The following is a 12,830-nucleotide window of genomic DNA, read 5'->3' as shown; positions in this document are numbered from 1 at the left end:
GGCTCGCGGACCGGTGGTCCGCGCCCCGGAACGAGCAGACATTCTACTGGCTGGTCGTCTTCCGGCCGGCGCGGAGCTGCTGATAGAGGTCGAAGGTCTTCTTGGCGACGCTGCGCCAGGAGTAGTTCTTCTCGACCCGCTCGCGACCCGCCTCGGCCATGCGGGCCCGCAGCTCGGGGTCGCCGGCGATGCGGTTGATGCCTTCGGCGAGGCCGCGCTCGAACCGCACCGGATTGGAGGGGTCGTGCGGCGGCTCCGGCGTGAGCTGCGGATCGACCAGGATGCCGGTGACGCCGTCGACCACCACCTCCTTGATGCCGCCGACCGCGCTGCCGACCACCGGCGTGCCGCAGGCCATGGCCTCGAGGTTGATGATGCCGAACGGCTCGTAGATGGACGGGCAGCAGAACACGGTGGCGTGCGAGTAGAGCGCGATCGTGTCGGCCCGCGGCAGCATCTTGGACAGCCAGATCACGCCGCTGCGCCGGCTCTGCAGCTCGGCGACGATCTCCTCGGTCTCCCGCTGCAGCGCGATGGTGTCGGCGTCGCCGGCGCACAGCACCACCTGCAGGCTCGGATCGAGCTGCGGGATCGCCTGGAGCAGATAGTAGAGGCCCTTCTGCCGGGTGATGCGGCCGACGAACAGCACGAACGGCCGGTCGGGATCGACACCCAGCCGGGTCAGCACCTCGGGAGCGTGGATCTTCCGGTACTCGTCGGTGTCGATGCCGTTCGGAATGATGTGAACGCGTTCCGGCGCCACATCGAACAGCCGGAGAATGTCGTCGCTGGTGCTGCGCGAGACGGCGATCACGGCATCGGCCGTCTCCAGCGCGTTCTTCTCGATCCAGCGCGACAGGTCGTAGCCGTGGCCGAGCTGGTCGCGCTTCCACGGCCGCAGCGGCTCCAGCGAATGGACCGTGATGACCATCGGGATGTTGTAGAGGATCTTCGCCAGCAGCCCCGAGAAGTGCGTGTACCAGGTGTGGCAGTGGATGATCTCGACGCTGCCGTCGAGCTCGTTGCCGATGCCCTGGCCCATGAAGGCGAGGCAGGTGGAGAGCGCTTTGAGGGGCGACACATAGGTCTGCGGGCAGCCGGCGAACAACGTGGTGTCGACCTTGATGCCGCGGACGTGGAGCTGCCCGTCGTCCAGCGTCTGCTCGTGGAAGGTCCGCACCTCGACCGGCGTGAGCTTGGCGAGCTCGCGCGACAGATACTCCACATGGACGCCGGCACCGCCGTACACATAGGGCGGATACTCGTTGGTGGTGAGCAGAATACGCATTCCGAACACTCCGTTCGCCGCAGCCGCGGCGCAGTCTCGGCGCGACGTCAGGCGACGCAGCGCAGCAGCACGGTCGGGTCCTGGGCCGGATCGATGGCGAGGCGCACGCCGCCCCATTCGACCAGCCGCCATTCGCCCGTGACGAGATTCTCCACCGCCCGCACCGGCCGGCGGGCCCCCTCCGGACCGATCCGCAGGTCGCCGAAATGGAACCAGACGTCGTGCAGTCCGGGGGCGAGCGCGATCGCACCCGCCACGACGTTGTCGTGGGCGACCGACTCCTTCACGAAACCCAGCACGGCCGGATCGTCCACCTGGACGAAGCCGAAGTTCGAGGTCTGCTGCAGGGCCGGGTTGGCACGGCGGATCGCGTTGAGCTGGGTGATGTAGCTCTTGATGTTGCCGGGCGCGTTCCAGTCGCGGGGCTTGATCTCGTACTTCTCGGAGTCGAGATACTCCTCCTTGCCGGGCGCGACGGGATCGTGCTCGAGCAGCTCGAAGCCGCTGTAGACGCCGTAGCTGCCGGACAGCATCGCCGCGAGCGCCACCCGCGACTTGAACATCCACGGCTCGCCCGACTGCAGATGCAGGGGCAGGATGTCGGGCGTGTTGACGAAGAAGTTCGGCCGGTAGAACTCGCGCTCGGGATGACGCGTCAGCTCGGCCATGTAGGCGGAGATCTCGTCCTTGCCGGTGCGCCAGGTGAAGTAGGTGTAGGACTGGCTGAAGCCGAGCTTCGCCAGGGCCTTCATCACCTTCGGCCGGGTGAACGCCTCGGACAGGAAGATCGCGTCCGGGAAGCGGGTCTGCACCTCGCGGATCATCCACTCCCAGAACGGGAACGGCTTGGTGTGTGGATTGTCGACGCGGAAGATGCGCACGCCCTGCTCGGCCCAGAACAGCACCACGTCGCGCAGCGCCTGCCACAGCGCGACGCGCTCGGTGCAGTAGAAGTCCGGGTTGGTGATGTCCTCGTATTTCTTCGGCGGGTTCTCTGCGTATTTCATCGAGCCGTCCGGCCGCCAGCGGAACCAGTCCGGATGCGCCTTGATCCACGGATGGTCGGGCGAGCACTGGGTCGCGAAGTCGAGCGCGATCTCGAGCCCGTGGCTGCGCGCCGCCGCGACGAGACGGCGGAAGTCCGCCAGCGTGCCGAGCTGCGGGTGGACTGCGTCGTGGCCGCCCTCGGCGGCGCCGATCGCATAGGGGCTGCCGGGATCGTCGGGCGCCGCCTTGAGGGAGTTGTTCTTGCCCTTGCGGTTCTTCCCGCCGATCGGATGGATCGGCGGGAAGTACAGCACGTCGAAGCCCATTCCCGAGACGTCGGGCAGCCGCGCGATGACGTCGTCGAAGGTGCCGTGGCGCGCCGCATCGTCGGTCTGGCTGCGCGGAAACAGCTCGTACCAGGCGCCCGCCCGGGCGCGCGGGCGCTCGATCATCATCGGGAACGCCTGGCTCCAGGTGAGATCCGGCCGCGGCTCGACCGTCGACATGGCGGCGGCGAGATCCTCGGCGAGCAGCGGCCGCGCGTCGCCGGCCGTGCCGAACATGTTCAGTGCCGCCTGCAGCCGCCCCGCGGCGTCGCCCGCCTTCGGCAGCGCCGCGGCGACCAGCTCACGGCCTTCCTTCAGCTCAAGCGTGATGTCGATCCCGGCCTTCTGCTTGGCCAGCGTGTCGCGCCGCCAGGTCGCGAAGCCGGCCGTCCAGGCCTCGACGACGAACACGTGCCGGCCGATCTCGATCGGCACGAAGATACCGTGCCAGCGGTCGTTCTCGGCCGGGACGAGCGGCGCCGTGCGCCAGCCGCGCTCGCCCTCGCGCCGCCAGCGCAGCGCCGCCGCCGTGACCTCGTGACCGTCGCGGAAGATGTCGGCCCAGACGTCCACCGGCTCGCCGACGACGCGCTTCACCGCGAAGCGGCCGGCGTCGATGGTCGGAAAGACGTCCTCGATGAAGAAGCGGCGCTGGAAGACGTCCGATTCGAGCGGAGTCGCGTCGGGGGCGGTCGGCAGATGCGGCTCGTATGTCACGGTCGAGCGGGGCGCGCGTGGGAAATTCATCTTGGGCCTTATGAGAAATCACGGTTGCTTATGAGCAGCCCGCCGGCCGGACGAACCGTCGCGCGGAAAAACGCGCCGACGTTCGGCAACCCTCGCGGGGAGACGGCTTGGCCGTACCATGTTTCTTTTCGATGCGCCCGGCAAGACCGTATCGCGGTGCGAGATCAGGGGGCGGCGCAGCAACCGCCCGACGCGGCCCGGAATGCGAAAAGCCCGCGACGGAGACCGCCGCGGGCTCGGAAGGTTTCGGCGACGGACCGGCGTGCCGCCGGACCGCAGCATGTCAGGCGGTGGCGAGCGCCGGCGCCTCGGCGAGCTTCGCCACCCGGATGGTGTGGCGGGCGATCATCGCCTCCTCGTCGGTCTGCATGACGTAGACCTTCACGGCCGACCCGGGGGCCGAGATCACCTCGGCGCGCGCCTGGTTGGCCGCGCTGTCGAACACGATGCCGGCCCACTCCATGCCGGCGAGCACGTGCTCGCGCACGAACGTCGAGTTCGAGCCGATGCCGCCGGTGAAGACGAGCGCGTCGGCCCCGCCCGTCACCGCCATCAGGCTGCCGAGCTCGCGGCGGATGCGATTGACGAAATACTCAAGGGCCTGCTTGGCGGACGGCGCCGCGGAGGCTTCGAGGTCACGCATGTCGCTCGACACGCCCGACATGCCCTTGAGGCCCGACTTCTTGTTGAGGAGGTCGGAGATCGCGGCGGCGCTCATGGCCTTCTGCTGCATCAGATACAGCAGCACGCCGGGATCGATCTGGCCGCAGCGGGTCCCCATCAGGAGGCCGTCGAGCGGCGAGAAGCCCATGGTGGAGGCCTGCCCCTTGGCGTCCTTGATGGCGCACATCGACGCGCCGTTGCCGAGATGCAGCACGACGAGGCGGCGGAGCGCCGCCGGGTCGCGCTCCTGCAGCCGGCTGGTGATGTACTCGTAGGAGAGGCCGTGGAAGCCGTAACGGCGCACGCCCTCCTCGTAGTGCTCCGGCGGCAGCCCGTACGTGTCGTTGACGAAGGGCTGGGTGCGGTGGAACGCGGTGTCGAAGCAGCCGACCTGCGGAATGCCCGGGAAGGCCCGCCCCGCCGCGGCGATGCCGGCGAGGTTGTGCGGCTGGTGCAGCGGCGCGAGCGCCGAGAAGCCCGCCAGGACCTTGTACGAGGCGTCGTCGATCAGCATCGGCGCCGAGTAGATCGGGCCGCCGTGCACGACCCGGTGACCGATCGCGGCGATCTTGGCGTCCGGGAAGGTCTCGGACAGCCAGCCGATGATGATCTTGAGCGCGTCGTCGTGGCTCTTGGGCGTCTCGGCACCGGTGAGCGCGCGCTTGGTCTTTCCGCCGGCGGCGACCTTGGCCTCGAACTCGGGTGAAACGCCGATGCCCTCGATCTGGCCGATCGCGATCTGACGGGGCCACTCGCCGCCGTCGGTCGCGAACAGCGCGAACTTGATCGAGGAAGACCCCGCGTTGAGGGTGATGATGTGGTCGCTCATGGTGTCCTCGTGTCTTATTCGGCCGCGACCTTGGTCGCGTCGGCGCCCGGGACGGCGACGGCACGGCCGGTGCGGCGGCGGTACTCGTAGAGCTGCGCGAGCGCCGCCGAGACCAGCCGCGCCCGATCGTTGTCGGCCCGGCTCGTGAGCATCACCGGAGCGGCGGCGCCGACCACCAGGCCGGCCGCCTCGGCGCGGGCCACGAAGGTCAGCTCCTTGGCCAGCATGTTGCCGGCCTCGAGGTTCGGAACGATCAGGATGTCGGCCCGACCGGCGACCAGCGACGTGATGCCCTTGGTGCGGGCCGCCGCGACGTCCATGGCGTTGTCCATGGCGAGCGGGCCGTCGACGAGGCCGCCCTTGATCTGGCCACGCTCGGCCATCTTGGACAGCGCCGCGGCGTCGAGCGTCGACGGAATGCTGGGATTGACGGTCTCGACCGCCGACAGCACGCCGACGCGTGGCTTCTCGATGCCGCAGGCGATCGCCAGATCGATCGCGCTCTGGGTGATGTCGACCTTGGTGACCAGGTCGGGCGCGATATTGATCGCCGCATCCGAGATGAACAGCAGATGGTCGAGGGTGGGCACGTCCATGACGAAGACGTGGCTGATGCGGCGGCCGGAGCGCAGCCCGCCGTCCTTCTTGACGACCTGACCGAGCAGCTCGTCGGTGTGCAGGTTGCCCTTCATCACCGACGCCGCCTCGCCGCGACGGACGAGCTCGACCGCCTTGGCCGACGCCTCGACGCCGTTGGCGGCGTCGATCAGCTTGTAGGACGAGATGTCGAGACCGGCGGCCTCGGCCGCCTTCTGGATCGCGGCGCGGGAGCCGATCAGGATCGGCTCGATCAGTCCCTCGCGCGCCGCCAGCACGGCGCCGCCGAGCGAGTTCTTGTCGTCCGGGCAGACCACCGCGGTCGCCATCGGGCCGAGGCTCTTGGCGCGCTCGATCAGCGGCGTGAACTGGTCGCAATCGTCGAGGATCAGGGTCGGCAGCTCGCGCGCCGCGACCGTGATGCGCTCGACCGGAACGTCGACCAGCGCCTTGCCTTCCGCCACGACGGTGCCGTCGAGCTTCTCGATTCGCGTCTCGAACACCGCGATCGGCGAGCCTTGCTTCTCGATGCAGCGGACGCTCGCCCGCACCTTGTCGCCGACCTTCACGCGGTTCACCGAGCGCAGATCCTGCGAGCGGTAGAGCGTGCCCGGACCGGGCAGCAGATTGCCGAGAACGGCGGAGATCAGCGACCCGGCCCACATGAACGGCGCGGACGCGGCGCGGTCCGACGATCCGCCGATCTCCGGCATCACGGCCGGGTTGGTGTTCCCGGAGACGTGAGCGAAGAGATAGAGGTCCTGCACCGAGCAGACCCGCTCGATGCTCGCAGTGTCGCCGACCTTCAGCTCACTGAACGTGGTGTTTTTGATCACGTCTGCCATTTTCGTATCCACCTCCGGTGGTGCGGGAGGCACCGACCGAGTCTTCGATTTGGGGGTCCGGAGCAAGTCCTGTTCCAGAAACGCGGCGGCAGGAGAGACATCCCGACCCGGCGAGGGTCAATTGAATTCGGCGTTTGGCTGGGTGAGCAAACGCGCATGGCCTCCGATGAACGCAAGAGATGTCGTGAGTATCACGCACACGACTCGCAGTACGCGATCCGAAACGACCGAGACCGATGTTGGACGAACCGCGAGATCACCCTACCGACGATCTTATAAGAAACACATAAACCATCGGAGACACGACGGAAAAACCACGTAGGTGGAGGTCCGCGAGCGGCGCCGTGCCGCGCTCGTGGAGTGCGCAGTAGACGTGATCCCGCCGGCGCACGCGTCGACCATGACGACCAGACCGTCTCCGCGCCGTCGATACGAAGAGATACCGATCGTGCAATCCCGTAGGAGACTCTCCGTTCGACGCCGAAGCGGGTCCGACCGACGTGTTGCGGCCGGTCCGAGTCGATGCCGGCGCGACGCGCCGGCCGCCGAGACGTGTCGCGCCGTGCAAGCCGTTGCGCGTCGCGCTGCGCAAAACACTGCGCAGCCATCCGCACCCGGGTGTCCCGCCCCGCGGGCTCGTGCTATCAAGCCGTGTGACGAGACGCCGCCCCCACGCCCCGCCATCGACCGCACCCGTTCCGGTGATCCGGCGGGCGTGCGCCGCCTTCCTCGCCGCGGCGCTGCTCCTGCAGATTTTGCTGCCCTCGCTGGCGCTCCCCGGCTCCCCTACGACCTCGGCCTTGGACTGGGCGCTCGCCGACGGCTTCTGCCGTGGCGCCGCCGCCTCCTCGCCGGATGCATCGTCCGCGCCCGCACCGGCCGGCCAGCGGCCCGACACGCGCGGGCATGCATGCTGCGTCCTGTGCACGACGCCCGGAACGGCGGGTGCCGACGGTCCCGTCGCGGGCCGCGCCCCGGCCTGGTCGCGGGTCGCTGCGGTGCGGCCGATCCGCCTCGCCGTCGCGGCCGTGCCGGCGAGCGAGCGCAGTCCGGTCAGGCCGCGAGCGCCGCCGGTCGGCTGACTCCGACGTCGACCCGCTCTTCCCTTTTCCATCCCAGGCCGCTCGATGTCGCGTGCGCGCAGAGCGGCTGCCCCTGTCCGGAGATTCCCCATGACCCGCGTCCCCCTCGTGTCCGCCCTCGCCTGTGCGTTCGCCGTCGCGAGCCTCTCGGCTCCCGCCGTCGGCCAGGAGTTCACGGTCGGCTCCCTGAAGATCGAACGGCCCTGGAGCCGCGCCACGCCCGGCGGCGCCAAGGTCGCCGGCGGTTATCTGACGATCACCAACACCGGAACCGAGCCCGACCGGCTGGTCGGCGGCACCCTGCCCCAGGCCGGCCGCTTCGAGGTCCACGAGATGAAGACCGAGAACGGCGTGATGACCATGCGGCCGCTCAACCAGGGCCTCGAGATCAAGCCGGGCGCCACCGTGACGCTCGCCCCCGGCGGCTATCACGTGATGTTCATGGACCTGAAGCAGCCGCTGAAGGAGGGCGAGACGCTCGCGGGCGAGCTGCGCTTCGAGAAAGCCGGAACGGTGGCGGTGCGCTACAGCGTGCAGGCGATCGGCGCCACCTCTCCGGGGAGCACCACGTCCGCGGGCGGCGGCGCGGCTCCGGCGGCCGGTGGCCATCACCACCACTGACCCTCGCCGGAGCGGTCGCGCCGGATACCACCGGCGCGACCAAGTCATTTGAACTTTACCGTAATTTAAGTCGAACGCGTCACCTTTGGTAGGCGCCGATGGTGGCACTTTTCTCGGCCGCCTGTCGCGCGTATAGACGAGCGGGACGAGTCGGATCTTCCCGAGACTTTCAGTTACATTCGGGAAACAAATATACCCCGTTCAACGAAAGTCTTCGTCTGCATGACAGCTTACGAGCCTCGGCGGGATCAGCCGCTCACCTTTGATCGTCGGACCGGCCGGCTGGACGGAGCCACGCTCCGCGAGCGAGCCGCGGCCCTGGCCATCAAGGCCGGCGCACGTCTCACCGAGCCGTTCGCTCACCGGGGCTTCTCGCTCGGCTGCCGGATCCTCTCCAGGGCGCTCGACGACCGCGAGACGGTGGTCCAGCTCAACGAGGACGCCCGCTTCGCGTTTCCGTTCGGCGACGGCTATTGGAGCGTCCTGCTCGACCGCCGCTACGTCTACGAGGCCGAGCTCGAACGCTTTCTCATGAACGTGGTCGACGTCGACTACACGTTCGTCGATTGCGGCGCGAATTACGGATTGTGGTCCGTGCTGGCGACCAGCCGCCCCTTCGGCGCGCATCCGGCGATCGCCATCGAGGCGTCGTCCCGCAACGCCGCCAAGCTGCGCCGCAATGCCGAGCTCAACGGCAATCGCTTCGCGGTCCGGCATCAGGCGATCGGTGCGACCGCCGGCGGCGTCGCCCGCCTGAGCGGGCGCAAGCACGAGGCCTTCACGATCGCCGGTCCCGACGACGCCGCGTTCTGCGAGGAGGTTCCCGTCGTCTCGCTCGACAGCCTGATCGGCGACGGCTCGCTGGACCCGTCCGGACGCTTCATCGTCAAGCTCGACGTCGAGGGTGTCGAGATCGACGCACTCCAGGGCGGGCAGCGGCTGTTGGACGCCGACACCATCATGCTGTGCGAAGAGCACGGCGCGGACCGCAGCCACGGCGTCACCCGCTGGGTGCTGGCACAGCCCGGCTGCCGCGAGTTCGTGCTCGATCCCCGGACCGGGCGGTTCGAGGAGGTGCGCGAACCCGGGTTCCTCGACCACATCAAGACCAACCACGCGGTCGGGTACAACGTGTTCGTCACCAAGAGCGTGTTCTGGACCGAGCGGCTGCGAAGCGCACCGCCGGTCGTCCGCTGACGGCGCGCCGGCCGCGGTCGGCCGGGACGTCCGTCGTCATCGCGCCATCATCGCTCGGTACCGCCGATCCGCGTCGCTTCGACGCCAACGACGGGAGATTCGCTCGTGAAGACCCTCGCAGCCGCTGCCGTTCTCTGCCTGCTCGCCGCCACGGCCCAGGCCCAGACGCCCCCCTCGACGACCCCCGCCTCGTGCAAGGCGCAGGCGACCGAGAAGAAGCTCCACGGCGCCGCCCTCAACAGCTTCATGAAGAAGTGCCAGACGGACGCCAAGGCGTCCTGCGACACCTCGGCGTCCGACAAGAAGCTCGCCGGCGCCGCCAAGACGAGCTTCACCAAGAAGTGCGTCACCGACGCCGTTGGTCAGTGACGCAGCCCTGATCACCTGCGCCGGAGCGCGGCGTCGTCTCAGGCGCCGAAGAAGCTCTTGATCGAGCCCCAGATGCTGCGGGAGGGCGCCGGCTCGGCGGACGCTTCTCCCGCGGCCCCGCCTCCGGCGCTCGCGCCGGCTCCCGCACCGAGTTCGGATCGTTTCACCACATCCGCCGTCATCTCCTTGAAGGCGTTCGTCTTGGCGAGCGTCGCCGGCCCGGCCATCCCGTCCGCCTCGAGACCGTTCTTCTCCTGGAAGGCGCGCACCGCCTTCTCGGTACCGGCCCCGAACACGCCGTCGGCCGTGACGCCGACCGCCTGCTGCAGCTTCTTCACCGCCTCGCCGCGCGAGCCCGTGCGCAGCAGCACCAATTCGAACAGCCCCATGTGGACGAAGGTGTCGGGCCCGGCGATGCCGTCGACCTGCAGCCCGTTCTTCTTCTGATAGTCCTGGAGCGCCGTCTCGGTGCCGGGACCGAACCGGCCGTCGGCCTCGACGCCGAGCTTCTTCTGCAGGAGCTTCACCGGCTCGCCGGCGAGCCCACGCTTGAGAATGGCCATTTGCATTTCCCTCCAGGTTGTTGATTAAACGTGCATTCGGCACTCGCTCAGCGCAGCCGGTCGAGATCGTCCAGACCGGCTTGATCCGACAACGACCCACCGCCGCTCGCGTCGTCGCTGCCGCCCGCTTGCGGGTCGACCTGCATCGGGTCGTCCCGGAGGTGGCCGTTCGGGCTCAGCCCGTCGATCGTCTGCGGCAGATGGCGGGCCAGAATCTCCAGGAGCTGGTCGAGCGGCAGCCCGGCCTCCTGCGCCATGCGCGACAGGTCCTGGTCGGGCATCGCGCGGCGGAGCTGGTCGGGCGAGACCGGCATGTTGGAGCCCTGGCCGAGCCAGGAGCCGACCTCGCGGTCGAGACCGCCGCGGCGCAGCGTCTCGATCAGGCCGCCGAAGCCGCCGAGATCGGTCCGGCCCAGGAGCTGGGCGAGAAGAGACGGCAGCGCCGAGCCGTCGAGCTGCTGGAGGGCGCCTTTCATGGCGCCGGAAACGAGGCTGTCGAGCAGGCCCATGGGGTCTCCTTGGAATGTCCCTCGGCGGCGGGCGGACCACCGCCGGTCGGTGGAAACCGTCCGCTCCCGTCTAGAACGATCCGGCCTCACCATCATGACGATCGTGGGGCGTATTGCGTTCCGGCGCGTTGACGGGGTGGGCGGCCGCACGGGCGCCCCGATCCGGACACGGGAGCATCATGCCGGCCCATTCCCCCTCCTCCGCCGAGCGCGCCTTCTCGGCGAAGCTCCTCCTGGTGACCGCGACCGTGCTGGTCCTGCTGCTCGCCTGGCAGCTCGCGGACCTCCTCCTCATGGTGTTCGCCGCGGTGCTGGGCGCCATCCTGCTGCGGGCGCTGGCCGACCTGATCGCCCGGCCCACCGGGCTGTCGCCGGCCTGGTCGCTGGTCGCCGCCGTCGTCCTGATCGCGCTCGGGCTGACGCTCGTGATCGTCTTCTTCGGCGCCGCCATCCTGCAGAACGTCGAGACTCTGGTGGAGCAGCTCCCCACCGCCTGGAACGCGGTCCGCGACCGCTTCGGCGGCGCGAGCTGGCTCTCGACCGCGGTCGACCGCGGCACCGACGCGCTTCTCTCGGGCGGCATCGTCAGCCGGATCGGCGGGGCGCTCGGCCTCGCCGCCGGCGCGGTGACCAACCTGCTTCTGGTGGTGTTCGGCGCGCTCTATATCGCGGCGCAGCCGTCTCTCTATCACGGCGGCGCCCTGCGGCTGCTGCCGCCGCGCCATCGCGACCGCGCCGACCGCACGCTGCGACGGTGCGGCGACGCGCTGCGCGGCTGGCTGCTCGGACAGGTGATCGCCATGGCCGTGGTCGGTGTCGTCACGGCAGCCGGCCTGTGGTGGCTCGGCGTGCCGTCGGCGCTGGCGCTCGGGCTGTTCGCCGGCCTCGCCGAGTTCGTGCCGATCGTCGGCCCCATCGTGTCCGCCGTGCCGGCCCTGATCATCGCGTTCTCGACCGATTCGACCCTGGCCCTTTGGGTCCTCGGCCTGTTCCTCGTGGTGCAGCAGATCGAGGGCAATGTGCTGCAGCCGCTGATCCAGCGCGAGATGGTGTCGGTGCCGCCCGCCCTGCTGCTGTTCTCCGTCGTCGGCTTCGGCATCCTGTTCGGCGTCACCGGCGTGCTCCTGGCCGCCCCCCTGACGGTCGTCGTCTATGTCGCCGTCAAGGAGCTCTACGTCCGGGACATCGAGGCGGAGCCGGCGGCGAACGCGGAGGTGGAGCCGGACGCGCCGCAAGCGCCTCGGGCCGCCCCGGCCGCGGCCGTCACGGCGTCTCGGTGACGCCGCGCGAGTTGCGCAGCACCATGCAGGCGCCGCCCTTCTTCGACAGGGAGGCGCACAGCGCCGTCGCCGCGACCCGGGTCTCGGCCCCCACCCGCACCTGGTAGAAGGCGCTGGAGCCGCGGCTGCGCAGCAGCGAGCGGATGATCATCGGATCGCGGCCGTCGAGCTCGGTGCGGAAGCGACGCTCGATCGCCGCATAGCTCGCCAGGACCTTCTGCCGGGAGAAGCCGGCCGAGAGCTGGACGCCCCAGGGCCGCGCCGCACCCTCGCGCACGCGGCGCTCCAGCTCGCCCATGAACATGGTCGGCTCCTCCTTCAGGAGCGCGGCGAGGGTCGCGCAGGAGGTCTTCTCGGCGATCCCGTCCTTGCCGGAGCGCCCGGCCGCCGCCCAGTCCTCGGCCGACAGGCCCGTGATGGCGCGGACGTAGCGCTGCGTCTCGCCCGGCAGGCTGCTCTTGCCGGACAGCCAGTCGCGCACCCGGCGCGGCCCGGCATTGTAGGCGGCCGCCGCGAGGCCGAGATTGCCGAAACTCTCCCGCAGCTCGGCCAGGAACTCGGCCGATTTCGGCAGCGCCGCGACCGGATCGAAGGGATCGAGCAGGCCGCGTTCCTCCGCCGTGTAGGGCATGAACTGGGCGATGCCCTGCGCCCGGTGCCCGCGCCGCGTCATCGGGCCGACGATGTGCGGGCGGAACCGGCTCTCCTGCCAGATCAGCCGGGCGAAGAAGGACAGCGGCAGGCCGTTGGCTTCGGCGGCGGATTCGAGGATGAGGCAGATCGAGTCCATGGCGCTGCCCGAGCGGGCCGGCGCGGCAGCCGGGGCAGTGTCCGGCACTTGCGGCGGGCCCGGCTGCGCCTTCGGCGGCTCCGGCGCATCGGCCGAGTCCGGCTTGGCCGGGGCCGGCGCCGGCGCCTCCACGGCGG

12 protein-coding genes are annotated in these 12,830 nt (G+C 69.7%); 5 read left to right on the top strand and 7 right to left on the bottom strand.

The features are described 5' to 3' along the window. Window positions 1-43: 43 nt before the first annotated feature. The 4 genes from glgA to CH341_RS20875 form a co-directional block, all read right to left on the bottom strand. Window positions 44-1,288 (bottom strand): glycogen synthase, encoded by a 1,245-nt coding sequence (gene glgA, locus CH341_RS20890; RefSeq protein ID WP_111420913.1) that lies wholly within the window; start codon window positions 1,286-1,288, stop codon window positions 44-46. Between the two features lie 47 nt (window positions 1,289-1,335). Beyond that, window positions 1,336-3,348 (bottom strand): alpha-1,4-glucan--maltose-1-phosphate maltosyltransferase, encoded by a 2,013-nt coding sequence (locus CH341_RS20885; protein WP_111420912.1) that lies wholly within the window; start codon window positions 3,346-3,348, stop codon window positions 1,336-1,338. Between the two features lie 283 nt (window positions 3,349-3,631). After that, on the bottom strand, window positions 3,632-4,840 hold the full coding sequence (locus CH341_RS20880; protein WP_111420911.1) for an acetate/propionate family kinase: 1,209 nt from the start codon (window positions 4,838-4,840) through the stop codon (window positions 3,632-3,634). Window positions 4,841-4,854: 14 nt separating this feature from the next. Further along, the gene (locus CH341_RS20875; protein WP_210208491.1) at window positions 4,855-6,282 is read right to left on the bottom strand and encodes a bifunctional enoyl-CoA hydratase/phosphate acetyltransferase; all 1,428 of its coding nucleotides are present in this window, start codon (window positions 6,280-6,282) and stop codon (window positions 4,855-4,857) included. 701 nt (window positions 6,283-6,983) lie between these two features. Between CH341_RS20875 and CH341_RS20870 the strand changes: the two genes are divergently transcribed. The 4 genes from CH341_RS20870 to CH341_RS20855 all read left to right on the top strand — a co-directional run bounded on the left by CH341_RS20870 (window position 6,984) and on the right by CH341_RS20855 (window position 9,551). Further along, window positions 6,984-7,364 carry a DUF2946 family protein gene (locus CH341_RS20870; protein ID WP_111420910.1) on the top strand — a complete coding sequence of 127 codons (381 nt, stop codon included), beginning with the start codon at window positions 6,984-6,986 and terminating at the stop codon, window positions 7,362-7,364. Window positions 7,365-7,454: 90 nt separating this feature from the next. Then, window positions 7,455-7,985: a copper chaperone PCu(A)C gene (locus tag CH341_RS20865; RefSeq protein WP_245431169.1), complete on the top strand. Its 531-nt coding sequence runs from the start codon at window positions 7,455-7,457 to the stop codon at window positions 7,983-7,985. Window positions 7,986-8,207: 222 nt separating this feature from the next. Further along, complete coding sequence (locus tag CH341_RS20860; protein WP_111420908.1) at window positions 8,208-9,182, top strand: FkbM family methyltransferase; 975 nt, start codon at window positions 8,208-8,210, stop codon at window positions 9,180-9,182. 105 nt (window positions 9,183-9,287) lie between these two features. After that, window positions 9,288-9,551, top strand: a complete 264-nt coding sequence (locus CH341_RS20855) for a PsiF family protein (RefSeq protein WP_111420907.1) — start codon at window positions 9,288-9,290, stop codon at window positions 9,549-9,551. Window positions 9,552-9,589: 38 nt separating this feature from the next. Here CH341_RS20855 and CH341_RS20850 read toward each other — a convergent pair whose 3' ends face one another. Together CH341_RS20850 and CH341_RS20845 are read right to left on the bottom strand one after the other, a co-directional pair. Further along, window positions 9,590-10,114: a peptidoglycan-binding domain-containing protein gene (locus CH341_RS20850; protein WP_111420906.1), complete on the bottom strand. Its 525-nt coding sequence runs from the start codon at window positions 10,112-10,114 to the stop codon at window positions 9,590-9,592. 47 nt (window positions 10,115-10,161) lie between these two features. Continuing rightward, window positions 10,162-10,623, bottom strand: a complete 462-nt coding sequence (locus CH341_RS20845) for a YidB family protein (RefSeq protein WP_170149739.1) — start codon at window positions 10,621-10,623, stop codon at window positions 10,162-10,164. A gap of 179 nt (window positions 10,624-10,802) precedes the next feature. Here CH341_RS20845 and CH341_RS20840 point away from each other — a divergent pair, with 179 nt between their 5' ends. Beyond that, window positions 10,803-11,903, top strand: a complete 1,101-nt coding sequence (locus CH341_RS20840; RefSeq protein WP_111420904.1) for an AI-2E family transporter — start codon at window positions 10,803-10,805, stop codon at window positions 11,901-11,903. Here the strand turns inward: CH341_RS20840 and CH341_RS20835 are convergent. Continuing rightward, the coding region (locus CH341_RS20835) for a lytic transglycosylase domain-containing protein (RefSeq protein ID WP_111420903.1) at window positions 11,887-12,830 on the bottom strand (944 nt) is incomplete at its 5' end. The genes CH341_RS20840 and CH341_RS20835 overlap by 17 nt on opposite strands.

This window comes from Rhodoplanes roseus, assembly GCF_003258865.1.
GTDB classification, from domain to species: Bacteria; Pseudomonadota; Alphaproteobacteria; order Rhizobiales; family Xanthobacteraceae; genus Rhodoplanes; species Rhodoplanes roseus.
Note: the sequence above shows the minus strand (reverse complement) of the source record. Positions and strands in the feature narration are given on the sequence as shown.